The organism is Rhizobium sp. Leaf341 (assembly GCF_001424325.1).
Taxonomy (GTDB): domain Bacteria; phylum Pseudomonadota; class Alphaproteobacteria; order Rhizobiales; family Rhizobiaceae; genus Ferranicluibacter.
Genome location: NZ_LMPE01000011.1, coordinates 197,461 through 220,663, shown reverse-complemented (window position 1 = coordinate 220,663; position 23,203 = coordinate 197,461). Strand labels below are relative to the sequence as shown.

Below are 23,203 nucleotides of genomic sequence, written 5' to 3'. Positions count from 1 at the left end.
CTCTCCTTACTTCTGTTTTCGCTCGACGAGCAGGATGTGGTCCGCAGCCAGCACCACCTCGTCACGCTGGTTCAACACCTCGCAGCGTTCGATGACCCGGCCCCTGTCCGCCCGCTTGGGATCGTCCTCTTTGGCGGAGATCGTCACGCGGGTCCTGATCGTATCGCCGATATGCACCGGGCGCACGAACCTCAACCTATCGTAACCGTACGAAAAGGCGACCGGATTGATGAGCGATGCCGTCATTCCGATGCCGATCGAGAAGATCATCGTGCCATGGGCGATCCGTTGTCCGCCCGGCAGCGTCTTTGCAAACTCGCTGTCCATATGATGCGGGAAAAAGTCGCCGGTGTGGCCGGCATGGACCACGAAATCCGTCTCCGTGATGGTTCGCCCCGTGGTCAGCCGTGCGTGGCCGAGACCATAGTCCTCGAAATAAAGCGTCTGCTCGATCATCTCCAGGCCTCCGGCAGCGGACGCACGGGCGTTGCCGGCTGCGCACTGGATTGATAGGCCGCCTCGACCAGCGCCATGGTCCGCCAGGCGTCGTCCACCGCGCCGACCAGCGTCTCGTCCTCGCCGCTTGCAAAGCGCTGCAGGTTCGCCATCCGGCCGATGAAAGCGTCCGGGAACCAGGTGCCCTGAAGCGGGATCTCGATCCAGCGATCACCACCGGCGGGAAAGATCCAGAGCTCGTCCGGTTCCCCCTTGGGATAGTCGAGATTGACCCCGAGCTTCACATAGGCCGCACCCTTCGTGCCGCAGATGCGGAATTCGCTGACCTGAAACATCCGTCCGAAGTCCTGATCGTGATGGATCGACAGGGTGCATCGGATCGTATCGCCATAGTCGAGGATCGCGCTCGTTCGCGTCTGCGCGACATGATGGTTGGGATGCCCCATGGTCTTCGCGTGAATGCCTGCGGGATCGCCGATCAGTCCGCGCACCAGATCGAGATAATGGATCGAGTGCATGGCGATCTCGATACGCGGCAGGCCTTTGAGAAAAGGCCAGAGGCTCCAGGGTGTCGACAGCGCCAGATGGGCGTCGATATCGACGACATCGCCGAGCAAGCCACGCCGGATGGCGTCCTGCAAGGCCAGCATCATCGGCGCGAACCGGAGCTGGAAGTTCACGGCAGCGTGCAGCTTGCGCTGCCGGCAGAGAGCAAGGATCCCGGTCGCGGCATCGAGATCCGCACCCATCGGCTTCTGGATCAGGGCGTAAGCCCCCTCGGGGAGCACAGCGAGGATGCGCGCATGGGCTGCGGGCGGCGTCGCCAGATCAAAGATCGCGCCCTCGACGGCGGCAGCCTCCTCTGCGGAGGCGAAGACCTCGACATCCCAGCGTGCCGCGATCGCGCGGGCCTTCTCAACGTCCGGATCGTAGAGACCCGCCACGGGGAAACCGGCCTTCCGGTAGGCCGGAAGATGCGCATCGTTGACGATGCTGCCGGCGCCGAAGATCACGATCGGACGCGGGCGGCTTGGCTGCGGCCACCCTTGCTGCAAGCTCGCGGGATCAAGGGGCACGCTGCCCTCTCCGAGCTCGGTCATCACAGGAAACCCCTCCAGCAGCGCCATTTCCCATCAGCGAGAAATTCATTCATATACAAACAGCGTTTTCAGCGGCGGTCAAGCTGCAAGTTTGCTTTGTCGCGTCTAAGTTCTTCGTATATGGAAATCGGTATTCATAGGGGATCCGGAATGTCGGATGCAGACGATGATCGCTACCGCGCACCTGCCCTGGACAAGGGGCTCGACATTCTCGAACTCCTGGCCGGTGTCGATGGCGGACTGACCCAGGCAGAGATCTCCAAGAAACTCAACCGCAGCCCGAACGAGTTCTACCGGATGCTCGATCGTCTCGTCCGGCGCGGCTATATCACCCGCATCGATGGCGACCGATATTCGCTGACGCTCAAGCTCTTCGGGCTGGCGCAGTTGCATGTTCCGACGCGCCGTCTTGCGGCCTATGCCACGCCGCTGATGCGCGATCTCGCCCAGCGGACGCGGCAGGCCAACCAGCTTGCCGTGTTCGACCGTGGCGCGGCCGTCGTGATTGCCCAGCAGGAAGCACCGGATTACTGGGGCATTTCCATTCGCGTCGGCTCGCATATCAGCCTGTTCGACACGGGTTCCGGCCACGTCCTCCTTGCCTTCCGCCCGCAGGAAGAGCGCGAAATGATGATCTCCGAGCATGTGAAGAGCCGGAACGACATCGCATTGACGCCGGAGTTTTTCGCGCGCCTGGATGAGATCCGCGCCCGCGGCTACGAGATGATGGCAAGCGCGCAGACGGCCGGGGTCTTCAATCTGTCGGCGCCGATCCTCGGCCCGGACCGCCGCGGCATCGCGGCCCTCACGGTGCCCTATATCAGCCTTGTCAACGCGCCGACGGCGCCGGATATCTCGACGACGATCTCGCTGCTGCAGAAGACCGCCGAAGAACTGTCGCGGCTCGCCGGTTCGGACGTCCAGCACGACCCCTCGCCCGAAGCGTAAGCCGGATGTCTTCGCGCAGATCCATTCCTATTTGAAACCTCTGACGGCCCGTGAGAGTGTTTCGCATGCAAGGCTCGGGAGGAGCATTCATGATCATCGACACGCATCTTCATCTGATCGACAAGACGGCGCTTGCCTATCCCTGGCTGTCCGCGGTTCCGGCCCTCGATCGGGATTATCTCTACGAGACCTATCGGCTGGAGGCTCTCCGCTGCGGCATTGCCGCGAGCCTGCACATGGAGGTCGATGTCGCGCCTGACCAGATCGAGGCGGAAACGCAGCATGTCGGGCAGCTTGCGGGCCAGCCCACGAGCCTGATCGTCGGCGCCATCGCCGCCTGCCGGCCGGAAGACGCGGACTTTCCCGCCATGCTGGAGCGTCAGCGCGACAATCCGCTGGTCAAAGGGTTTCGCCGCGTCCTCCACGTCATGCCGGACGAGCTGTCGGAAAGCGCTGTCTTTCGTGACAACATCAAGCGGCTCGGCGGTAGCGGCCTCACCTTCGATCTCTGCACCTTGCCACGCCAGTTGGGCCACGCCGCCGCGCTCGCCGATCTCGCACCGGATGTCACCTTCATCCTCGACCATTGTGGAGTTCCCGATATCCGCTCGGGCGACATCTCGCTCTGGCGGGATGAGCTGAAGAATGTCGCGCGCCGGCCGAACGTCGTCTGCAAGATTTCCGGGCTGATTGCCTATACCGATCCCGACAGCTGGTCCGTTGAGACCATCCGTCCCTACGCGGAGACCGCCATTCTGCAGTTCGGGTGGGACCGTGTGGTTTGGGGAAGCGACTGGCCGGTCTGTACGCTTGCGGGCAGTCTCTCGACCTGGGTTGCCGCCACGCACGCGCTGCTCGCAACGAGCAGCGACACCGAGCGTCACGCCCTGCTCGCCGGCAACGCGCTGAAGCTCTGGAGCCTCGACCTTCCCAAACGGACGTGAAACGCCGGATCTAGCGCGTCCGGAAGCTCTCGCGGAACAGGCGGTTGAGATCGGCTATCACCGTCGCTGCCGGCAGCCCCGTGAGGAGACCGCGGTTGATCGTCTCCGATGCGGCCTGCTGGAAGGCCATATAGCCATCATGGCGTGGGCGAACCCACGCCGCGTCCAGTGTCGCCCGTGTGGCACGATAAAAATGGGCCGTCGCCGCGTTCACCCTTTCGTCTTCCCAGGCGGCGGCGTGTCCCGGCTGTCCTCCTGCACCTGCATAGGCGCTCCTCTGCACGTCGCCGCTTGCGATCCAGTAGGCAAAGTCGACCGCGTCGCGGACGGAGGCCGAGAAGGCGGAAACGGCAATGCCGGTCCCGCCCAGCGCAGAGCCGACGGGGCCTTTGTCGCTCGCGGAAGGGATGTTGCAGAAATGGATCGGACTCTCGCGAAACCCGGCCATGGCATAGCTGACATATCCGTAGATCAAGGGCGCGCAGACATGGCTCGATCCGGCCACGGCCATGGCCTCGAGGACCGCGATCGGGTCCATCTCGAAGCAGCGTTCGGGAACAAGGCCAACGAGCGTGCGCAGCGCTTCGAAGGCGACCAAGCCCTGGTGGGGCGGAATGAGCTGATCGCCATCCACAGCGCAGGGTGTCCCATGATTGCCCGCCAGCGTGTAAAAGCTCATGAGACTGTGCGGCGGCCGAAGTGGCAGCAGAACCTGTCCGCGACGCGCGAGCGCCAGCACCTCTTCCCATCGGCTTGGAGGTGCGGCTTCCAGCAGATCCGGGCGGTAGGCCTGAACCTGCGTCGCCGCATCGATCGGAAGCGCCCATTGCCGTCCCTTCCAGGCATAGCTTGAAAAGGAAGAGCCGACACTGCCGACACGGAGCGCCCTCGCCTCTGCTGCCTTCTCCGGGACATCGAGCGGCACGAGGCAGTTTTCCCGGGTGATCTGACCGACATGCGGGTGATCGATGACGATCAGATCATACGTCCGAGCCAGTTCCTCTACCGGATAGGTTTCGAAGTCCTGCAGGGAGCGCTTTTCCCAGTGGACGGCGACGCCGGTTTTTTCCTGCCAGAGCCGCGCGCACGCGACCATCGGATCGTAACCGCGGGGATGGTTCCAGGTCATCCCCCGGAGGGGCGTCTGCCGTCCACTCACAGGCCGAACTCCTCGCGGATCGCCGCACTCTGCTCGCCAATCCGCGGAGCAGCGCGATCAAAGGTCGGGCGCACGCCGTCGATGCGGAGCGGCGAGCGCGTGGTGCGGATGGCGACGCCGTCGTCGCGCGAGACTGTCTGCAACATGTCGAGATGCTGGAAACCATCGCTCTCCAGGAGTTCCTTCCAGTCCATCACCTTGGCGCACCAGATATCGGCCGGCTCGAGGATTGCGAGCCATTCTTCGATGGTCTTTTGCGATATGCGCTTGGCGATCAGCGCCTTGATGGCGTCCCGCGCTGTAAACCAGCTGGACGGGTCGTCCCGGAAAATGCCGAGCTCCTCCATCTCGAGCAGGTCCGCGAGTTTGGGGATTGGCGTCATCGCGATGGCGAGGTAGCCGTCCGCCGCAGGGTAGACGCCGTAGGGTGCCGAGAGATAGGCGTGCGCGCTCCGGAAACTCGACCGTTTCGGCAGGCGTTGGCCGTCGTTCAGATGCGTGGTGAGCACCTCGAATTGGAGGTCGACCAAAGCTTCAAGCAGGCTCGTTTCGACATGGCTGCCTTTGCCGGCGACCCCGCGTCGCACGAGGGCTGCAAGAATCCCCTGTGCCGCGGCCGCGCCCGCCAGCATGTCGCCGATTGCCAGCCCGAAGGGAACAGGGCCCTGCCCTTCATCGCCATTCAGCCACATCACGCCGGAGCGCGATTGCGCCAGCAGATCCTGCCCGGGTCGGGAGACCCACGGCCCTTCATTGCCGTAGCCGCTGATCGAGCAGAACACGATGCGGGGATTGAGCGCCTGCACGCAGGGATAATCAAGCCCGAGCCGCTCGATGACGCCGGGACGGAAATTCTGGATGACGACATCCGCGCGCCGCAGGAGCTTGCGCAGCGCAGCAAGGTCATCCGGGTTCTTCAGATCGATCGCCAAGCTCTCCTTGGCGCGGTTGATGGCATGAAAGATCGTGGAATCGCCGCCAATCTCCGTATCGCTGAGGTAAAGCCGCCGCGAAAGATCGCCACCATCCGGCCGTTCGATCTTGATGACGCGGGCGCCGAGATCCATCAGCCGAAGGGAACAATAGGGACCGGAGAGGAACTGGCTCATGTCCACGACCAGAAGCCCGCTCAAGGGGCTTTGCGCGTCTTCTCCTCCCGCCGCAGTCGCCGACGGCAACGGGGTTGGCGGAATGTCAGCCAGGGGTTTGGCGTTATGTTGGGACTGGGTAACACGCATGAGGCTGGCTTTCCGGGGCGGAAGGTTCGGCCGGTTTCCGGTGTCCGGCCAACAGTGCCGGCAAAAGATGCCGACCCCCGAGCGCTGATCCCTCTAGACGCCACCCAAAACAAAATCTTCTTATGTGAAGATAGTATTCACATGTGGTTCGGGATTGCAAGACGCATGCTCTGCGAATGAAGCCGGCTATAGCCGCGTAGGCAGACGCCGGATGACCTGCCGCTGATCGTCGAAGGCATGAGCTACCGCTGAAACGCTCGCGATCGTGGAATCAGCAAGACTACAGCCGCCGTAAGCCCGCGCGATTCGGCCAAGCCGTGCTTGGTCGGCATGCCGTATCAGGGGCCGCGACGAGAAAGGTCGTTGTTGACCGAGGGTCGGCCCCATCGCGAGGCCCGCCGCCTCACAGGTCCTTCGCCAGTCGCAATGCATCGTAGATTGCCGCATGGGTATTTCGTGCCGATACCGCGTCGCCGATGCGGAAGAGCTGGTAGGTGCCCGCCGCGTTTCGTGTGATGGTTTGCGCGTGACCCGTGATCAGGTGGTCATAGGAGACCTCGCCGAGATTCCGGGAGGCAGGGCGGAGTTCGAAATAGAGGTCGTCGAGCGGGATGGTACCGTGGTTGACGACGATCTGGTCGACGACGCGCTCCCGAGCGACGCCTCCGTAATCGCTCCCGACGCGAGCAACGATGGCGTTGCCGCGTCGCTCGGTGGCCTCGAGGCGGTAGGTCACGGTAAAGGTCACGTCGAGCGCCTGAAGCGAGCGCATGTACGGCACGAGATTCATCGCCATGACCTCCGGCGCGAAGCTACGATCCGGCGTCATGATCTCGACCCTGGCGCCGGCTTTCGCGATGATCTCGGCGGCCTGAAGGCCCGCATGATCGCCGGCATCGTCGAAGACGAGCACATTTGCACCCGGCTTCACGTCGCCAGAGATAATGTCCCAGGAGGACACCACGAGATCGTTGCCGGACGAGAGGATGTCCGTATGCGGCAGCCCCCCGGTGGCAATGATGACCACGTCGGGGGACTCGGCCGCGATCATGTCAGCGTCCGCCCAACTGTTGAAATGGAAGACGACGCCATGTTTTTCACACTGGCCCATGCGCCAATCGATGATGCTCATCATCTCGCGCCGGCGCTCGCTCTGCGCGGTGAGCCGGATCTGGCCGCCGGGATGGTTCGCCGCCTCGAACACGACGACATCGTGGCCGCGCTCCGCCGAGACGCGGGCGGCCTCCAAGCCTGCGGGCCCGGCGCCAGCAATGACGATCTTGCGCCGGATCTCCGCCTTCGGAATGGCGTGCGGCATCGTTTCCTCACGACCGGTCGCCGCATTGTGGATGCAGAACGCCATGCCGCCCTGGTAAATCCGGTCAAGACAGTAGTTTGCGCCGACACAGGGACGGATGTCGTCCTCGCGCTTCTCGATGATCTTGCGCACGATATGGGGATCCGTCATGTGGGCGCGCGTCATGCCCACCATATCGACCTTGCCGCTTGCGATCGCGTGGCGGGCGGTGGCGACGTCGGGAATCTTGGCCGCGTGAAAGGTCGGGAAATGGGTTGCTGCACGGATCTCGCCGGCAAAGTCGAGATGCGGGGAATTGGCCATGCCCTGGATGGGAATGACGTCCGTCAGGCCCGGATCGGTGTCGATATGCCCCCGGATCACGTTGAGGTAGTCGATGAGACCGCTGTCGCGCAGACGGCGTGAGATTTCCAGGCCCTCAGCGCGTCCCGTACCGCCGGGCAGACCTTCGTCCGCGGTGTAACGCACGCCGAGAATGAAATCATCGCCCACCCGGGCACGCATCGCCCTGAACACGTCAAGGCAAAAGCGAAGGCGCGTGTCGAGCGAGGCGCCGCCGTAGGGACCGTCGAGCTCGTTGGTCACCGGCGAGGTGAACTGGTCGATCAGGTGGCCGTAGGCCTCCAATTCGACGCCGTCCATGCCACCCGCCTTCATGCGCTCTGCCGCGTCGGCGAAATCCTTGATGACACGGGCGATGTCCCAGTCCTCAAGCTTTTTTGGAAAGGCGCGATGCGCGGCCTCCCGCTGATGTGAGGGCGCGATGACCGGCAACCAGTCGCCCTTGTCCCAGCGCGTCCGCCGGCCGAGATGCGTGAGCTGGATCATGATCGCCGCACCCTGCTCGTGCACGGCATCCGTCATCTCTCGGATAAAGGGTACGATCTCGTCCTTGTAGGCGAGCAGGTTGTTGAACACGGGCGGGCTGTCCTTCGAGACGGCCGCAGATCCCGCCGTCATCGTCAGCGCCACGCCCCCCTTCGCGCGTTCCACCGTATAGGCCCGATACCGCTCTTTCGGCATTCCGTCTTCGGGGTATGCGGGCTCGTGGGATGTCACGATGATACGATTGCGAAGGGTCAGGTGCTTCAGCTGATAGGGCTGCAGGAGGGGATCGCTGGACATGCATCGGCTCCGGTGGTGCTTGCGAGATCACGGGTAAGGAAAATGTACAGCTGTGTCAACTTTAAAAACATCTATGTACATTCCTCTTGTCTGAGGCCGTACCTTTTGTTACTAACATAGCGTATGGAGCAGGTGGTGAACGACAGCGGCTGGCGTGGGTCCTACGAGGGGTGGTTCGATGCTGCTTACGCATCCCTGCTGGAATCCGGCGTCGACTCGGTCAGGATCCTGCCGCTGGCAAAGCAGCTCGGCTTGTCGCGCACCAGCTTCTACTGGTTCTTCAAGGATCGGGAAGCGCTGCTCGATGCGCTGATTGCACGCTGGCGCGACACCAATACCGGCAACGTCATCAAACAGTCTGAAGCCTATGCCGAAACACTGGTCGAGGCGATGTTGAACGTGTTCGACTGCTGGCTCGACGCCAGCCTCTTCGATGCGCGGTTTGAATTTGCGGTGCGCAGCTGGGCGCTGCAGTCGCCCGATATCGAGGCCGAGGTGCAGCGCGCCGATGCGGCACGGATGAACGCGCTTGCCCGCATGTTCAACCGTTTCGGCTATGACGAGGTCGCTGCCGATGTCAGGGCGCGCACGACCTATCTCGTGCAGATCGGCTACATCTCCATGCAGTCCCGCGAGGAGGTCGCGCTGCGGATGAAGCGAATCCCCCATTACATCTCGATTTTTACGGGACAGGACGTGCAGCAGCGGGAGCTTGATCGCTTTTACGCGAGACACGGCTACAGACCGGCATCGGGTGAATAATGGCTCTTCCGACCGCCTCTTTCGGCTCCATCAAAGGAAGCAGCGAGCGTCGAGGAGACGGGGATCCGGCAGCGCTACAGCTTTCGTTGATCCAAACGCGTCTTCGGTTGGCGCGGCAAGACTGTCGTTTGCCCTGCCCGTTCGTCACATTGCCTACTCCGGTTGAGGGTGCTGGCCCTCGCGGAGGATACGGTACGCAGGAATGGCTGGAAACCGCGAACACGGTCTCCGGGCAAGAGATGAGGAAGAAGAGACGATCCTTCACGTCATGAAGCGGGTGTCCGCGGCGCCCCGCTTTTCGCGTCTGCCGCTAAAAACAAAGGGGAACGACAATGAAAAAACTATTGGCTTCGAGCTGCCTGATGATGGGCATGGGCTTCGGCATGGCGAGCGCCAGCGCCGCCGACTGCGGCAGCATCACCATTGCCAGCATGAACTGGCAAAGCGCTGAAGTTATCTCCAATCTCGACAAACTGATCCTCAACGAAGGCTATGGTTGTCAGGCGGAGATTACGGTCGGCGACACCGTTCCCACGATCACCTCCATGGCAGAGAAGGGTCAGCCGGACATTGCGCCCGAGGCCTGGATCGACCTGCTTCCCGATGTCGTTGCCAAGGGCACGCAAGAGGGCCGCATCGTCAAGGTCGGCTCGCCGCTTCCCGATGGCGGCAATCAGGGCTGGTGGATACCGAAATACCTGGCCGACAAGCACCCGGACATCAAAACCATTCCCGACCTCCTGAAGCACCCGGAGCTGTTCCCGAGTGAGGAAGACGCAAGCAAGGGTGCGATCCTCAACGGTCCGCAAGGCTGGGGCGGCACGGTTGTGACGACGCAGCTCTTCAAGGCGTTCGAGGGCGAAAAGGCGAACTTCACTCTGGTCGACACAGGCTCCGCCGCCGGCCTCGACGGTGCGATCGCCAAAGCCTACGAGCGCGAAAAGGGTTTTGCGGCCTACTACTGGGCCCCGACCGCGCTGCTCGGAAAATACCCGATGGTCAAGCTGGAAGCCGGCGTGAACGCGGACGCCGCCGAATGGAAGCGCTGCAACACCGTTGCGGACTGCCCGGACCCGAAGCCGAACGCCTGGCCGGTCGATACCATCGTCACCCTGGTCGCCAAGCCCTTCTCCGAGAAGGCCGGCCCCGAGGTCATGTCCTATCTTGAAAAGCGCTCCTGGAGCAACGACACCATCGGCAAGCTGATGGCCTGGATGACGGACAACCAGGCGAGCGGCGAAGACGGCGCCAAGCACTTCCTGAAGGAAAACAAGGACATCTGGACCAAGTGGGTTTCGGCCGACGCGGCCGCGAAGATTGAAGCGGCCCTTTAAGCTCCGTCCTATGGGGCGGCGCTGCCTGCATCCAGTCCCTTGGGGCTGATGCAGGCAGCGCCGCCTCCCGCTTGCCGTCAGAACAAGAAAAAGACGTCGAACGGCTCCTTCCAGAGAAAGGAACCCGCATGGAATGGTTTTACACATTTCCACACATGGATGACGACGCGCTTCGCAATCTGAAAAAGGCCATCGACGAGGGATTTCGGGCCTTCACCCGCACCTATGGCGACGCGATCGAAAGCCTCTTCTCGCCGCTGCAAAGCTTCCTCCTTGCGACAGATCGGTTCATGACGCAGACCCCGTGGCCGATCATCACGGCGATCATCCTGGCCATCGCCTGGTTTGCCAGCCGCAGCGTTAAAATCGTTCTCGGCTGTCTCGTCACCCTGCTCCTCATCGGCTATTTCGACATGTGGACCGACACGATGCGCACCGTCGCGATGATCTTCGTGTGCACCGTGCTCTCGATTGCCGTCGGTCTGCCCATCGGCATCTTCATGGCACGGTCCAACACATTTCAGCGGATCGTCAATCCGATCCTCGATGTCATGCAGACCATGCCGAGCTTTGTCTATCTCATCCCCGTGGTCATGCTTCTCGGCATCGGGCGCGTTCCCGGCCTGATCGCCGTCGTCATCTACGCCATTCCCCCGATGATCCGGCTGACGGATCTCGGCATCCGCCTTGTCGACAAGGACGTGCTGGAGGCCGCCGATGCCTTTGGCACTTCTGAGCGTCAGAAGCTTCTCAAGGTGCAGCTTCCCCTCGCCCTGCCAACCATCATGGCCGGCATCAACCAGACGATCATGATGGCGCTCGCCATGGTCGTGGTGGCCTCGATGATCGGCGTCCAGGGCCTCGGTCAGCCGGTGCTGAAAGCCATCGCCAACCAGTACTTCACGCTCGGCATGTTCAACGGGCTCGCCATCGTCGGCATCGCGATCATTTTCGACCGCGTCAGCCAGGCTTACGGCAAACGCCTCCAGAAGCACCGGGAGATCGTCCATGGCTGATGCCCTCGCTCAAAGAGCCTTCGGCGGCATTGCCGTGCGCAATCTCTACAAGATCTTCGGCCCGAACGCGTCTGCGCATGTGGATGCGGTGCGCAACGGCATGACCAAGACCGACCTCAACGCCAGGCACGGCCATGTGCTGGGGCTGCGCGACATCAATATCGAGATCGCCTCAGGCTCCATTCAGGTGATCATGGGTCTGTCCGGCTCCGGCAAGTCCACGCTGATCCGGCACATCAATCGTCTGATCGACCCGACGGCCGGTGAAGTTCTTGTCGATGGCGTCGACGTGGTGACGATGGGGCCGGACGAACTGCGCAATTTCCGGCGTCACCAGACGGCCATGGTGTTTCAGAAGTTCGCCCTCCTGCCGCACCGAACCGTCCTCGACAACACGATGTTCGGCCTGGAGATCCAGGGGATCAACCGCACGACATCGCGCGACACCGCCATGCGCTGGCTGGAACGGGTGGGGTTGAAAGGGTTCGAAAGCAAATATCCCAACCAGCTCTCCGGGGGCATGCAGCAGCGTGTCGGCCTCGCGCGCGCGCTGTCCAACGATGCCCCCGTTCTGCTGATGGACGAAGCCTATTCCGCGCTCGATCCGCTGATCCGGATGGACATGCAGTCGGTCCTTCTCGACATCCAGGCGGAGATCCGCAAGACGATCGTGTTCATCACGCACGACCTCGACGAGGCTCTGCGGCTCGGTGACCAGATCGCGATCCTGCGCGATGGCGAGGTGATCCAGCAGGGAACAAGCCAGGATATCGTGCTCCGGCCGGCCGACGATTATGTGGCCAGTTTCGTTCGCGAGGTGAACCGCGGTCGGGTGGTGCATGTCGAAGCCGTGATGACACCGCTGCACATGTCACACCGAAGCCATGAAACCGCTGGTCGCGTGATCACCTCCAACACGACGATCGAAGAGGCCCTTCGCCTTCTCGTCGGCGTACCCGAAGATGATGCCACAGTGGTCGACGCCACGGGACAACCCGTGGGAACCGTGAGCTTCCGCCAGCTTGCCGGAGCCATGGTCAATGCGCATGATATCGGGCAGCCGACGCAGGACGGCAGATCGGCGCTGCCCGAGGCGACTGAAGAGGAATTCCGGCTCAGAACCATCGTCTGACGATCCAGGCAGGCTCTCTCATGTTGGGCCTGCCTGCTACCGGCACGGTGTTTACGTTGCCGGACGCACTCTCAAGGCGGTTCCAGGGTCCAGTGTCGGCCTGCGACCACCTTGGCGCCTCGATCCATCGTGTCGAGGCGACGTTGTCTTGCTCTATCGCTCGATCACGAGATCGCTCAGCGGCTTGGAGCAACAGGGCAAGAAGAAGCCAGCGTCAATTTCCCGCTGGCGAATGCCGCCATTGTGGTTCATGGCCACCTCACCGCTCAAAAGTTTTGATTTGCAGGTGCCGCAGAGGCCTGTCGCGCACGACGAGGGGACCTTGATGCCGGCCTTCTTTGCGCATCCGAGGACGGTTTGTCCGCCGGCCACCTCGATCGAGCGCCCCTGTTTGGTAAACGTCACCTTGAAGGCGGTTACAGCTTTCTCCACAGCAAGGGGCGTTGGAACGTCTTCGATAACCGCAGCGTCGAAACTCTCCTCGATGTAGTTTTCGGCCGGGACACCAAGCCTCGTGCAGATCGTACGGGCGGCGGCCATGAAGGGCGCCGGACCACAGCAGAGGACGGTGCGCCCGGCAGCATCGGGGACCATGAGCGCGAGCATCTCTTGCGAGATCCGTCCGTGTAGGCCGTACCACGAAGCATCGCCTGCAAGCGTTTCCGGCAAGAAAAAGAGACGCAGTCCCTTGAGCCTCGTGGCGATGGTCGCCAGTTCGGCGCGAAAGACGAGATCCAGTGGCGTGCGTCCGGCATGCAGGAAGACGGCATCGACGGGCATTGCCTGGTCCGCCAGATCTCGGACCATGGACATGACCGGCGTTATGCCTGATCCCCCGCTGAGGAAGAGATACGTCCGCCCCGCCGGCCGTGCGAAATGACCGAGAGGACCGGCAGCATGCAGGATCTGTCCCGCAGTGAGGGTGTCGTGCAGCCAGTTGGAAACGATGCCGCCGGCCACGCGCTTGACGGTGATCGATACGGCGCGTCTGCGGGAGGGCGAGGAAGAGATGCTGTAGCAGCGGGTTTCCGTGCCGCTCTGCGTTTCGACGTCAAACGCGAAATACTGGCCGGCCGTGAAGGCGATCTCCTTTTCGCTGGCAGAGACGAACGTAAAGGTTTTCACGTCGTGTGTTTCGGCATGGACATCGATACAGAGCAGTTCCGAGTCGCTCTCCGGATCCCAATCCACAGGTCGGATCGACGGTGCCGCGACCATCTCAATATCCATGGGCTCGCATCCTCTCGACATACCAGGTCGCAAAATTGTCGAGCTGGGACTCGGTAAAGGGGGAATAGGGCCCGGGCACATAGGCGGGATCCTCGACGCCGCGCTGCGACCTGGCAACCAGGTCTGCATCCTGGTCTGTCGTGGCGATCCAGACATCTGTCAGCTTATCGAGGTCGTAGTCGACACCTTCGACCGCATCCTTGTGGACAAGCCATTTTGTGCGGACGAGCGTCTTGTTGGCCGACAAGGGTATGACGATCGCGGTCACCGCATGGTCGCCCATGAAGTGGTTCCAGCAGTTATGCCCCCAGAGATGCGTATCGCCGAGATCTTTCCGCGTCATGGAGCCCATAAGCTTGGATGAAGCCGCCGTCGCGTCAGGCGTCTGGGACTCGCCAGCCCCTGCGATGATCAGGCGCTGGGTCCGGAAATTTGTCTCGTTGCCTGCCAATTGTTCGACCGCACGTGACGGAAAGCCATCCGCCTCCCAGGCGGATGTCCGCTCTGCATATTGTCGCATGTGATCCTCCGCCTCGGCACGATCCTCTTCGCTCAGCGTCTCCGGGTCGAAGCCAAAATCGAGATCGATGAACGAAACACAGAGCTCCGGATGGTTGGCCGCGCAATGATAGCACTCGCGGTTGTTCTCCATCGTGAGCTTCCAGTTGCCGTCTTCGATCACGTCTTTCTGGAAAGCGATCTTCGAATTGCGGATGTCGTAGGGCGCCAGCCGCTCCTCCATCACGTGTTCCAGCATGGCAATGTCGTCCGGAGGCTTGTCCGACAGACAGACGTAGATGAGCCCGCCGATTGACTTGAAATGGACAGGCTTCAGGTTGTGGCAGGACTTGTCGAAATCCTTGCCCATGTGCGGCGCGTGGACAAGTTCGCCGGACAGTTCATAGGTCCACTGATGGTAAGGACACACGAGCTTCGACACGACCGTTCGTCCCGCCTCGAGGAGGCGCGTGCCTCTGTGCCGACAGACATTGTGCACGACACGGATCTGCTCATCGTCGTCCCGGAGAAGGATGAGGCTCGTCGTTCCAATGTCGATAACACTGGCATCGCCCGCTTCGGGCACATCGCATTCCAGTCCGACATAGATCCAGTGCCTGCGGAAGAACACTTCGAGATCAGCTCGGAACACCTCGTCCTGCGTGTACAGCGCCGCTGGAAGCGAGTGGCCATCCGCACGTTGGTCGAGAATGGCGGAGATAGGTGACGGAAACGTGTTTAGCATGATATCCTCTGATGCGTGCTGTTCAGAGAATGCGCCAAGCGCTGCTGGTTTCAACGGCATAAATACTTGTAGGTTGCATTACAAAAAATCACCCTAAAGGGAGGCGGCGACGTTTGCAGTACCGGAAGAAGCTCCCCTCTCTGACCGCGCTTGTGGCGCTGGAAGCTGCCATTCGGCATCGAAGCTTTACGCTTGCCGCCAACGAGCTCGGCGTCACGCAGGCTGCGGTCAGCCGGATGATCGCGCTTCTGGAGGACGACTTCGGACGGCCGCTGTTTACGCGCGGTCATCGGTCGATCGAGCCGACGCCTGCCTGCCTGATCCTCGGCGCGTCGCTGGCCGATAGCCTTTCCAACATCGCGAACAGTGTCGATGCCGTCCGAGCCAGTTCGACCGACGTGGTGACGATCGGCGCAACGATCGCCTTCTCGTCCTTCTGGCTGCTCCCCAGGATCGCCGAGTTTCGGCTGCTTCACCCCTCGATCCAGATCCGCGTCGTCTCGCAGGACGCAAAGTTCGATCTTGCACAGGGCGGTGTCGATATCGCGTTGCGATACGGTGTTCCGCCTTTCAATGACGGCATGGTGCTCGCGTCCTGCGGCGATCGCATTTATCCTGTCTGCTCGCCCAGCTATGCCAAATCCGGACGGGTGACGGATTTTCCGAACGGCGATTGCGAACTGATCGAGAGCGACGTGCCGAGCCGAAGCTGGTATCGCTGGGCGGACTGGTTTGCGCGTGTTGGACGCAAGCCCGACCGGCTTCGTGCCACGCTGCGGTTCAGCCACTACACAGAGACGATTTCGGCTACGAAGGCGGGTCAGGGGGTCGCCCTCGGATGGGACACGCTGGTCGGCAGCTTCATCGCGGACGGCAGTCTGGTCAAAGTCGGAAACATCGAGCTCGAGGCTGAAGGACGCCACAATATCCTCGTGCCCGGCAATACCCGCCGGACGACGGCTGCGGACCTGACCGCGGCATGGCTGACGCAGGCCTTGCAGACGCCCGTCTAGGTCTTATTGGCCCGGCCGATCCGCAGGAGAGGCAACGTCCAGGGAATGTCGGTTTTGCTGCAACCGGGCGCGACGAGCAGCGTTCTGAACAGCACGCCGTCCGATGGCAGCATGGATCACCGAGCGTACCATGGTTGAGCGAGACGCCTATGCCCCGCGATTTTCGCGCTTGGCGATATAGCCCTCCCCAGCCAGCTGACGAAAAATGTCCGCCCCTGCATGCGTGACATCCCGTACCATCTCACTGATGGTCACTTCATTCAGCGCTTCGTCCGGGTCGAGCTCCATTGTTAGGACCTGGCGCTCGAGATCGTCACAGAGCCCGCGTTTCGCACTCTTCATCTCGGGCTTTCTTATCGGTCGCGCGCTGGATGTAACGCGCGCGGGTCCGCATGGCAAATGCTGCCACGCAAGCTCAAACAGACGTCTATTTTTCCCGTGCAATCCCTTTGTAATGGTGAAATACGGTTTCATTGACAGAGTGAAGTGCCCATGCAAACGTCCTGATCAACAGCCTTGGAAGGACGACGAAGCAGAGGTTCGGGCGATGAGAGGTAGGACAGGGGTTACCGCCTCCAGCCCTCAAAGCGGACGCACTGGGCGAGGTCGGGCCGTTCCGCGGCGTATGTCCCGGCATATCCGTTGGGTGATTTTCGGCCACAATAGTTTCTTCGTCAACGACCGTGACTTTCTGAGACACGGCTTCCAGATCAGATGCGTAAATTGACATGATGGACATCGGAAATGTCGGCCTCATCGGCGCCGCCGGATGGCTGGGCGGCGCCATCGCCAAGAGGCTGATTGGTACCGGGCGGCTCCCCCCCAACCAATTGATCTGCTCATATCGCAGGACCCGGCCGGATAACCATCTCGGCTGCGCATGGACAACGGACAACGTCGCACTGGCGAACGCTGCCGACATCATCCTTCTCTGTGTTCGCCCGGAGGACTGGTTAACCATTCGGATCGAGGCTGCCGGCAAGCTCGTCATTTCCGTCATGGCCGGGGTGACGCTCGAGGAGATAGCAACAAGAACGAACGCCCGACGCGTCGCGCGTGCCCTGCCGAATGCCGCCGTCGGGATCGGCTATGGCTATACGCCCTACTGTCTTTCGAGCAAGGACGCGTCGGACGCAGCAAGAATTGAAGCCATATTTGCGTGTGGAGGCATGGTAGATCGCGTTCTTGAAGAGGATCATATCGATTACTTCACGGCCATGTCCGGCTCGGGCGCCGCCTTCCCTGCCCTCCTCGCCGATGCCTTGGCAACAGCGGCAATCAAGCATGGAATCCCCGAGGCGATTGCGCATCGGGCGGCGGAGCAGGTACTGGTTGGAGCGGGACGGGTCCAGGAGGCGGCGGGGGCCCCGGTTTCCCAGACCCTGCAGTCCTTCATCGACTATGAGGGCACGACAGCGGCCGGCATACGCGCGATGCGTCAAAACGGTTTAAATGACATCGTGGACCGAGGCCTCTGGGCCGCCTATCAAAAAGCGCTGTCGATGACTCGCGGCCGCTAAAATGGGAGCCGCCATGACATCGTTGGAACCTGAAGTGCCGCGGTTGAAGATCGGTTTCGTGCTGGCCAAGTCCTTTACGCTGTCAGCATTCGCCCTGTTCATCGACACGTTGCGGCTCGCCAGCGACGAATTCGACCGCTCGGGACGCATACGTGCGGACTGGGAGGTCCTTGCGAGCAGCCGCAATCTCATCACGTCGAGCTGTGGCGTGAAGGTCGCTCCGACCTCTGACTTCACCGACCCAAGACAGTTCACCTATATTGTCGTTGTCGGCGGCCTTCTCAACAGCGACGTCACGATCGACCGAGTAACGACGGAATTCCTGAAGAAGGCCGCCGCTGCGAACGTGTCTCTGATCGGCGTCTGCACCGGCTCGTTCATCCTGGCCGAAGCAGGCCTGATGAAATCGCATCGCACCTGCGTCAGTTGGCTACACTACAATGCATTCCGCGAGCGCTTCCCCGACCACGAAGTCCGTTCCGACCGAATCTTCAATCTTGATCGCAGGCGGGGCTCCTGCGCCGGCGGCAGCAGCGCAGCCGACATGGCCGCGATGATCGTCCGCAAGCACATCGGTCGGGACGCCGAGCGCAATGCGATGGAAGTTCTTCAGATCGACAAAGCACGTACCGCGCTCGCGATCCAGCCGCGCCGGCCGCTTTCGCTTGAAAGCAAGGATCCTCGCATTCAGGCGGTGCTCATCGCAATGGATCGCCACATCGAGGGCAAGGTGCCGATCGAAGACCTCGCTGCGTCCGTCGGCCTGTCCCGTCGCCATATGGAACGGTTGTTCCTCGCCGAACTCGAGTTAAGCCCTGCCTCGGTCTATCGCCGCTTGCGGCTCGAGCGGGCCAGGCAGTTGCTCCTCGAGACCGACGCATCCATAATCGAGATCGCCCTGGACGTCGGATTCGAGAATGCCGCCAATTTCTCGCGCGCCTTCCTCCAAGTCTTCGGCCAGACACCGTCAAGGCTGCGGACTCTGAGCGCAGCCAGCCCGGGCTGACGCATAGCCTCCTTGCGTGCTTCGTCTATTCAGATGAACCGAGAGCCGCCCTCGCGAAGGGCCATGTGCTTCGCGCGCAGCACGGCCTGAGTGTCCATGATGCGATGACCCCGTGGGCAGAGATGACAAGCCTGTCGGCTGCTCGCCTTTCGCCGTTGAGAACCATGGCGATCCGCCGATCGCCACAGGTTGGCCTTTGCTCGAGCAGCCCGCGGATGATGACACGGGCTCGGCATCCCCGGCCTTCGGTCCATGTCCTGCAGAACACGCGACCTGGACTGCCCAAGATCAAAAACTTCGGCGGAATTCCAAGGAACGATCGTTGCCGGCACTGGTTGGTAAAGCATGGAGGCGGTGACTGATGAGCGTTGAAGACGATAGTAGAATTCAACTCGTTGAAGAACAGATAAGTATCGACAAGGACACTGTCGTGACGGGCCGTGTTCGGGTGACAACGCAAAGTTCCGTCGTCGAAGAGGTTGCTCGTACGACACTCTCCGGAAGTCGCGTGGAAATCACGAGACAGCGGATCGATCGCCAGGTGACCGATGTTCCTCAAGCGCGAGTCGAAGGCGACGTGACGATCATTCCGGTCCTTGAGGAGGTCGTCGTCGTCGAAAAACGGCTCATGCTCGTCGAGGAAATCCATGTTCGGAGTTTCGCAACGCAGGACGACGTCCGTGTTCCCGTCAGCCTTCGCAAACAGACTGCCACAATAGAGAGACTGCAAGAACCATCACAGGAGGATGAAACATGACCTATACAGACCATAACACTACAACAGCAGCGTCGACATCGAACACCATCACCGCGTTTTTCGACGACCGCTCCGAAGCGGATCGTGCGGTGTCACGACTGGTCGAGGCGGGCATTTCCCGGGACGCTATCCGCGTCATCGCCGACAGCACGGAAGGCACAGGCTCCGCCGGCCATGAGCATAAGGGCTTCTGGGCAAGCCTTGCCGACATGTTCATGCCGGACGACGATCGGAACGTCTATGCCGAAGGCATTCGCCGCGGCGGCTATCTCGTCACTGTGTCTGGCTATCCTTTCGACTTGCACGATACGGCGCTGGATATCCTTGATGATGAAGGAAGCGTCGACCTTGACGAGCGCGCGAAGGCCTGGGAGTCCGAGGGCTGGTCGCGTTCCGAAAGCAACGACGTCTTCGCGTCGTCGACATACGATCGGTCCTCGGGCTCTGCCCGCTCGGAAACGCTGGACGCCAACGGGGAAGATGTCATTCCCGTCGTCGAGGAAGAACTGCGGGTCGGCAAGCGTGACGTGAACAATGGTCGGGTCCGTGTTCGTTCATACGTGACGGAAACACCTGTTCACGAGAGCGTCTCGCTTCGCGATGAAAACGTCGAAGTCACGCGCCGCGCGGTCAATCGACCGTTGGACGGAACCGACAACGCCTTCGTAGATCGCACGATCGAGGCCGAAGAACATCGCGAGGAAGCGATCATCTCGAAGGATGCCCGCGTGGTCGAAGAGATTACCCTGCGCAAGACTGCAGAACAGCGGGAAGAGACGATCTCCGACTCCGTTCGGAAGACGGAAGTCGAAGTGGACGACGACCGTACCGGCACCATCCGCAAGGACGAAGGTTCGACGTTCCGTCGGGTCTGATGAAGGAAAGGGCGGATGCCGTCTGGTGTTCGCCCTTGCTCCCCAAACTTCCCCGAGATCGAAAGGTGGCCGTACGCAAGCGTGCGGCCACTCTGTATTTCACACCTTTTCGACACCGCGGCATGTTCCCGCTCCGGCCTTTCGCCCATCTCGCCTCCGGAATGATCACCACGGGCGGTTAGCGCTTCTTTAAACATAAGACGCAATCATTGTTGCTCAGAGAGGAACAAAAGATGCGCAAGATCGAAATCATCGAAGACGTCAGGCTGCGATTCCCCGGACGGAATGCCGAATTCGATATCGGCGTTGAGGTCGGTGCGGTCAGCGTGCTGCTGGCGCAGGGCGTGGTCGCCATTCACCGCGAACTATCGCGCGAAGCAACGGAACAGCTGAGGCCGATCGCCGAAAAGTTCGGTTACACGATCCTTGCCAACGATTGCGCGGCAGACCTGACGGCGGTTACGATCGTGCCGAGACAGCGGCGTCCCCTGCTCCGCATCGTCTAACAGCCGAGACGATCGGACTCCATTCCCGACCAAATCCGCGCAGCGAAAGATTGTCTGCCCAACGAGCATGGGGGCTTCGTCCGGCGTTTCTCGGCTTGGTCCAGGCTGATGCTGTCCGTAGGGAAGGCCCTGATTTTGATTGTGGCTCTTTCCCACCTGCCGGGACGGCGCCGACGAAACCGGCGCCCTGACGTGGTTTGGAAATGCAGAGGGCGGACCCAAGCCGCCCTGCTTTTGTTCCGGTGCGGTCGTCGCTATACAGCACCCGGCCGATTGATCGTCAGGAAGTGGCGAACGACAGGCTTTTCGGGGCCGACATGATAGGTCAGGACCTTGCCCTGCAGGTCGGCGTCGGCATGGGAGACCCGCTTGTGCTGGCGAAGATGTTCGGCCCAGGATTCCACCATGAACCATTCGACGATCTTTTCCGGATCGGCACTGTCTTCGGTGACACCCCAACCATAGGCACCATCCCGGCGGCGTTCCCTGGAGAGATGATCGATGGCATGCAGGAATGCGGCGCGATGCTGTTTCTCCACCTTGTATTCGATCAGGATCAGGACCGGACCACGGTCATGGGCAACGGGTTCGGCGACAAGCGGCTCGGGCCAATGGTTGGACGGCACCATGTCGGCATCGCCGGCGGGAAGCTTGATGCGGTGCATGATGAAGCCTGCAACGAGAAGACCGGCAGCGCCGATAAGCAGCGTCGTCTGGATGCCGACAGCCGCACCGACGGCACCCCAGCCCAGGCTGCCCGCCGTCATCGCGCCGTTGAAGACGGTCAGATAGACCGCAAGACCACGGCCCCGCACCCAGTTCGGAAGCACAGCCTGCGCCGCGCCGTTCAGTGTCGTCAGCGCGGTGATCCAGGCGCCACCAAGGAAGAGAAGCGCAACGATGGCGACGATCTTCGGCGGAGCAAGCGACAGGACGGCCATGACGATGGCGGTGATGACCGCTGCGCCAAGCAACAGGCCATCTGAACTCAGGCGTTCACGCAATTTCGGCATGACCAGCGCCCCGCCGATCGCGCCGGCGCCGACCGCTCCCAGCAGAATGCCGTAGAAGCTGGCATCCCCACCGAGCAGTTGACGGGCGACAAGCGGCAGAAGAGCCCAGACGGCGCTGGCAAAGGCGAAGAAGATCGCGGCCCGCAGCAGCACGATATGGAGCGGACGGCTTGAGCGGGTGTAGCGAAGGCCTGCCCGGAATGCGCCGAAGAAGTTTTCTTGCAGCGCATCGTTGGCATGTTTCGCGCGTGGCCACCAGACGAGAGCCGCGATGACGAAGATGTAGCTGGCAACGTCGGCACCATAGGTGATCCCTGCCCCAAAAGCGGCAAGCAGCAAGCCGCCGGCAGCCGGCCCAATCGAACGCGCGATATTGATGCCGAGCGAGTTCAGAGCGACAGCGCTTTTGACGTCCTCGCGTTTGACCAGTTCAGGCACGATCGCCTGCCAAGTCGGTCCCATCAAGGCCGCACCGATGCCACCAATAAACGTCAGGCCGATCAGTGCGCTGACCGACAGCATCCCCATCTGGGACAAAACCATCAGAGAAATGCTGACCGACGCCAGAAGCAGCTGAACGGCGATCAGGAATTTGCGGCGGTCGAGAATGTCGGTCAGAACACCGGCAGGAATGGCAAGCAGGAAGATCGGGAGCGTTCCGGCCGCCTGAACCATTGCGACCGCAGCAGGCGATGCCGATAGATCGGTCATCAGCCATGAGCTTGCGACATCGCGCATGAAGCTTCCGGTGTTGCCCAAAACCGTTGCAATCCACAGGACGGCGAAGACAGGCTGGGCGAGAGGCGCAAAGGTGCCCCCGGATGTTTTTGCCGCACTCACTTACCCGCTCCCTTCGTCAGATCGGACGCTGCAACAAACACGAACGCGCCGGCAAGACCGACATGCTCGAAGAAAGCGTTGGTCGCCATCATGCGATCCATACCGGGAGCCATGTCCCAGAAGCGAAGCGCGATGAATGTTGCCATCAGGGTAAAACCCGCAAGGGCCAAGGCTGCAGCCCAACGCATGAAGCCGGAAACGACCATGGCAGACGCTGCCAGTTCGAAAGTGATAACAGCGACAGCAAAAAACGCGGTCGGATGGAGGCCGAAATGCTCCATCTCAGCAAGCGCGCCGTTAAAATCGGATATCTTGGTCAGCGGGCCCTGAATGTAAGCGGCGCAGAGCGCCAGCAGCGACACGGTGCGCGTGATCGGAGACGCGACCAGGCGGGCCAAAGTTTTTTGGACCGCATTCGATGTGTGTACCTGATACGTCATATCTGCTCCTGCTGGGTTTGCCGGCCTGATCGGCCGTCTGCGTTCGATGGAGCAAGTTTGGCGGATAACGGCCTCGCCAACAATTGCAGCAATCGTTTCGATCTCATTGCTCTTTCCGCAATGATGGCTGTTGATAGCAGCATATGGCGGGGATGCGCCGCAGGCTGACCCGGGATGGATCACGCCATGGGCATATGCGAGGCCGATCTTGCATCCTTGACTGCTGAT

At 61.5% G+C, this 23,203-nt stretch carries 22 protein-coding genes; 12 read left to right on the top strand and 10 right to left on the bottom strand.

Going from position 1 to position 23,203, the window contains the following annotated elements:
• Nucleotides 1–6: 6 nt before the first annotated feature.
• Together ASG03_RS12180 and ASG03_RS12175 are read right to left on the bottom strand one after the other, a co-directional pair.
• Entirely contained in the window at nt 7–456 is a 450-nt protein-coding gene (locus ASG03_RS12180) for a MaoC/PaaZ C-terminal domain-containing protein (RefSeq protein ID WP_062693752.1), read from the bottom strand.
• Nucleotides 453–1,556, bottom strand: coding sequence for a Gfo/Idh/MocA family protein (locus ASG03_RS12175; RefSeq protein WP_062693862.1), 1,104 nt, complete (start codon nt 1,554–1,556; stop codon nt 453–455). The genes ASG03_RS12180 and ASG03_RS12175 overlap by 4 nt, the downstream gene beginning before the upstream one ends.
• 150 nt (nt 1,557–1,706) lie before the next feature.
• Here ASG03_RS12175 and ASG03_RS12170 point away from each other — a divergent pair, with 150 nt between their 5' ends.
• Both ASG03_RS12170 and ASG03_RS12165 read left to right on the top strand, forming a co-directional pair.
• Nucleotides 1,707–2,504 carry an IclR family transcriptional regulator gene (locus tag ASG03_RS12170; RefSeq protein WP_062478593.1) on the top strand — a complete coding sequence of 266 codons (798 nt, stop codon included), beginning with the start codon at nt 1,707–1,709 and terminating at the stop codon, nt 2,502–2,504.
• Between the two features lie 89 nt (nt 2,505–2,593).
• Nucleotides 2,594–3,448 (top strand): amidohydrolase family protein, encoded by an 855-nt coding sequence (locus ASG03_RS12165; RefSeq protein WP_062478590.1) that lies wholly within the window; start codon nt 2,594–2,596, stop codon nt 3,446–3,448.
• 10 nt (nt 3,449–3,458) lie between these two features.
• On the opposite strand, the gene ASG03_RS12160 is transcribed toward ASG03_RS12165, so the two are convergent.
• From ASG03_RS12160 to ASG03_RS12150, 3 genes are all read right to left on the bottom strand, one after another.
• A complete protein-coding gene (locus ASG03_RS12160) occupies nt 3,459–4,577 on the bottom strand; it encodes an ABC transporter substrate-binding protein (RefSeq protein ID WP_062693751.1) in 1,119 nt (372 codons plus the stop codon).
• Nucleotides 4,578–4,603: 26 nt separating this feature from the next.
• The gene (locus ASG03_RS12155) at nt 4,604–5,716 is read right to left on the bottom strand and encodes a CaiB/BaiF CoA transferase family protein (RefSeq protein ID WP_062693861.1); all 1,113 of its coding nucleotides are present in this window, start codon (nt 5,714–5,716) and stop codon (nt 4,604–4,606) included.
• 532 nt (nt 5,717–6,248) lie between these two features.
• The gene (locus ASG03_RS12150) at nt 6,249–8,288 is read right to left on the bottom strand and encodes an NADH:flavin oxidoreductase (protein WP_062693750.1); all 2,040 of its coding nucleotides are present in this window, start codon (nt 8,286–8,288) and stop codon (nt 6,249–6,251) included.
• 123 nt (nt 8,289–8,411) lie between these two features.
• On the opposite strand from ASG03_RS12150, the gene ASG03_RS12145 reads away from it, so the two are divergent.
• The 4 genes from ASG03_RS12145 (at nt 8,412) to ASG03_RS12130 (ending at nt 12,532) form a co-directional block, all read left to right on the top strand.
• Nucleotides 8,412–9,050: a TetR/AcrR family transcriptional regulator gene (locus ASG03_RS12145; protein ID WP_062693749.1), complete on the top strand. Its 639-nt coding sequence runs from the start codon at nt 8,412–8,414 to the stop codon at nt 9,048–9,050.
• Between the two features lie 332 nt (nt 9,051–9,382).
• Nucleotides 9,383–10,384, top strand: a complete 1,002-nt coding sequence (locus ASG03_RS12140) for an ABC transporter substrate-binding protein (protein WP_062478578.1) — start codon at nt 9,383–9,385, stop codon at nt 10,382–10,384.
• Between the two features lie 128 nt (nt 10,385–10,512).
• The gene (locus tag ASG03_RS12135) at nt 10,513–11,400 is read left to right on the top strand and encodes an ABC transporter permease (protein ID WP_062478575.1); all 888 of its coding nucleotides are present in this window, start codon (nt 10,513–10,515) and stop codon (nt 11,398–11,400) included.
• The gene (locus tag ASG03_RS12130; protein ID WP_062478572.1) at nt 11,393–12,532 is read left to right on the top strand and encodes a quaternary amine ABC transporter ATP-binding protein; all 1,140 of its coding nucleotides are present in this window, start codon (nt 11,393–11,395) and stop codon (nt 12,530–12,532) included. The genes ASG03_RS12135 and ASG03_RS12130 overlap by 8 nt, the downstream gene beginning before the upstream one ends.
• A 153-nt stretch (nt 12,533–12,685) precedes the next feature.
• Here ASG03_RS12130 and ASG03_RS12125 read toward each other — a convergent pair whose 3' ends face one another.
• Together ASG03_RS12125 and ASG03_RS12120 are read right to left on the bottom strand one after the other, a co-directional pair.
• Nucleotides 12,686–13,762, bottom strand: coding sequence for a hybrid-cluster NAD(P)-dependent oxidoreductase (locus ASG03_RS12125; protein ID WP_062693748.1), 1,077 nt, complete (start codon nt 13,760–13,762; stop codon nt 12,686–12,688).
• Complete coding sequence (locus ASG03_RS12120) at nt 13,752–15,005, bottom strand: aromatic ring-hydroxylating oxygenase subunit alpha (RefSeq protein WP_062693747.1); 1,254 nt, start codon at nt 15,003–15,005, stop codon at nt 13,752–13,754. The genes ASG03_RS12125 and ASG03_RS12120 overlap by 11 nt, the downstream gene beginning before the upstream one ends.
• A 113-nt stretch (nt 15,006–15,118) precedes the next feature.
• On the opposite strand from ASG03_RS12120, the gene ASG03_RS12115 reads away from it, so the two are divergent.
• Nucleotides 15,119–16,018 carry a LysR substrate-binding domain-containing protein gene (locus tag ASG03_RS12115; RefSeq protein ID WP_062693746.1) on the top strand — a complete coding sequence of 300 codons (900 nt, stop codon included), beginning with the start codon at nt 15,119–15,121 and terminating at the stop codon, nt 16,016–16,018.
• Nucleotides 16,019–16,165: 147 nt separating this feature from the next.
• Here ASG03_RS12115 and ASG03_RS12110 read toward each other — a convergent pair whose 3' ends face one another.
• Entirely contained in the window at nt 16,166–16,360 is a 195-nt protein-coding gene (locus tag ASG03_RS12110; RefSeq protein WP_062693745.1) for a hypothetical protein, read from the bottom strand.
• Between the two features lie 386 nt (nt 16,361–16,746).
• Between ASG03_RS12110 and ASG03_RS12105 the strand changes: the two genes are divergently transcribed.
• The 5 genes from ASG03_RS12105 to ASG03_RS12085 all read left to right on the top strand — a co-directional run bounded on the left by ASG03_RS12105 (nt 16,747) and on the right by ASG03_RS12085 (nt 20,682).
• Nucleotides 16,747–17,538 (top strand): pyrroline-5-carboxylate reductase family protein, encoded by a 792-nt coding sequence (locus ASG03_RS12105; protein WP_062693744.1) that lies wholly within the window; start codon nt 16,747–16,749, stop codon nt 17,536–17,538.
• 13 nt (nt 17,539–17,551) lie between these two features.
• Nucleotides 17,552–18,544 carry a GlxA family transcriptional regulator gene (locus ASG03_RS12100; RefSeq protein WP_082475732.1) on the top strand — a complete coding sequence of 331 codons (993 nt, stop codon included), beginning with the start codon at nt 17,552–17,554 and terminating at the stop codon, nt 18,542–18,544.
• A 361-nt stretch (nt 18,545–18,905) separates the two neighbouring features.
• A complete protein-coding gene (locus ASG03_RS12095) occupies nt 18,906–19,301 on the top strand; it encodes a DUF2382 domain-containing protein (RefSeq protein ID WP_062693742.1) in 396 nt (131 codons plus the stop codon).
• Nucleotides 19,298–20,176, top strand: a complete 879-nt coding sequence (locus ASG03_RS12090) for a YsnF/AvaK domain-containing protein (protein ID WP_062693741.1) — start codon at nt 19,298–19,300, stop codon at nt 20,174–20,176. Before ASG03_RS12095 ends, ASG03_RS12090 begins: the two co-directional genes overlap by 4 nt.
• A 233-nt stretch (nt 20,177–20,409) precedes the next feature.
• Complete coding sequence (locus tag ASG03_RS12085) at nt 20,410–20,682, top strand: hypothetical protein (RefSeq protein WP_062693740.1); 273 nt, start codon at nt 20,410–20,412, stop codon at nt 20,680–20,682.
• A 254-nt stretch (nt 20,683–20,936) separates the two neighbouring features.
• Here ASG03_RS12085 and ASG03_RS12080 read toward each other — a convergent pair whose 3' ends face one another.
• Nucleotides 20,937–22,535 carry an MFS transporter gene (locus ASG03_RS12080; protein WP_062693739.1) on the bottom strand — a complete coding sequence of 533 codons (1,599 nt, stop codon included), beginning with the start codon at nt 22,533–22,535 and terminating at the stop codon, nt 20,937–20,939.
• A complete protein-coding gene (locus ASG03_RS12075) occupies nt 22,532–22,975 on the bottom strand; it encodes a DoxX family protein (RefSeq protein ID WP_062693738.1) in 444 nt (147 codons plus the stop codon). Before ASG03_RS12075 ends, ASG03_RS12080 begins: the two co-directional genes overlap by 4 nt.
• Between the last annotated feature and the right edge of the window lie 228 nt (nt 22,976–23,203).

Excerpts from the sequence above, each read along its gene's own strand:
- ASG03_RS12165 (WP_062478590.1), top strand. The coding sequence starts at position 2,594 with ATGATCATCGACACGCATCTTCATCTGATCGACAAGACGGCGCTTGCC.
- ASG03_RS12155 (WP_062693861.1), bottom strand. The coding sequence starts at position 5,716 with ATGAGCCAGTTCCTCTCCGGTCCCTATTGTTCCCTTCGGCTGATGGAT.
- ASG03_RS12135 (WP_062478575.1), top strand. The coding sequence starts at position 10,513 with ATGGAATGGTTTTACACATTTCCACACATGGATGACGACGCGCTTCGC.
- ASG03_RS12180 (WP_062693752.1), bottom strand. The coding sequence starts at position 456 with ATGATCGAGCAGACGCTTTATTTCGAGGACTATGGTCTCGGCCACGCA.
- ASG03_RS12110 (WP_062693745.1), bottom strand. The coding sequence starts at position 16,360 with ATGAAGAGTGCGAAACGCGGGCTCTGTGACGATCTCGAGCGCCAGGTC.
- ASG03_RS12175 (WP_062693862.1), bottom strand. The coding sequence starts at position 1,556 with ATGACCGAGCTCGGAGAGGGCAGCGTGCCCCTTGATCCCGCGAGCTTG.
- ASG03_RS12160 (WP_062693751.1), bottom strand. The coding sequence starts at position 4,577 with ATGACCTGGAACCATCCCCGCGGTTACGATCCGATGGTCGCGTGCGCG.
- ASG03_RS12125 (WP_062693748.1), bottom strand. The coding sequence starts at position 13,762 with ATGGATATTGAGATGGTCGCGGCACCGTCGATCCGACCTGTGGATTGG.
- ASG03_RS12085 (WP_062693740.1), top strand. The coding sequence starts at position 20,410 with ATGCGCAAGATCGAAATCATCGAAGACGTCAGGCTGCGATTCCCCGGA.
- ASG03_RS12090 (WP_062693741.1), top strand. The coding sequence starts at position 19,298 with ATGACCTATACAGACCATAACACTACAACAGCAGCGTCGACATCGAAC.
- ASG03_RS12105 (WP_062693744.1), top strand. The coding sequence starts at position 16,747 with ATGATGGACATCGGAAATGTCGGCCTCATCGGCGCCGCCGGATGGCTG.
- ASG03_RS12145 (WP_062693749.1), top strand. The coding sequence starts at position 8,412 with ATGGAGCAGGTGGTGAACGACAGCGGCTGGCGTGGGTCCTACGAGGGG.
- ASG03_RS12120 (WP_062693747.1), bottom strand. The coding sequence starts at position 15,005 with ATGCTAAACACGTTTCCGTCACCTATCTCCGCCATTCTCGACCAACGT.
- ASG03_RS12100 (WP_082475732.1), top strand. The coding sequence starts at position 17,552 with ATGACATCGTTGGAACCTGAAGTGCCGCGGTTGAAGATCGGTTTCGTG.
- ASG03_RS12150 (WP_062693750.1), bottom strand. The coding sequence starts at position 8,288 with ATGTCCAGCGATCCCCTCCTGCAGCCCTATCAGCTGAAGCACCTGACC.
- ASG03_RS12130 (WP_062478572.1), top strand. The coding sequence starts at position 11,393 with ATGGCTGATGCCCTCGCTCAAAGAGCCTTCGGCGGCATTGCCGTGCGC.
- ASG03_RS12170 (WP_062478593.1), top strand. The coding sequence starts at position 1,707 with ATGTCGGATGCAGACGATGATCGCTACCGCGCACCTGCCCTGGACAAG.
- ASG03_RS12140 (WP_062478578.1), top strand. The coding sequence starts at position 9,383 with ATGAAAAAACTATTGGCTTCGAGCTGCCTGATGATGGGCATGGGCTTC.
- ASG03_RS12075 (WP_062693738.1), bottom strand. The coding sequence starts at position 22,975 with ATGACGTATCAGGTACACACATCGAATGCGGTCCAAAAAACTTTGGCC.
- ASG03_RS12095 (WP_062693742.1), top strand. The coding sequence starts at position 18,906 with ATGAGCGTTGAAGACGATAGTAGAATTCAACTCGTTGAAGAACAGATA.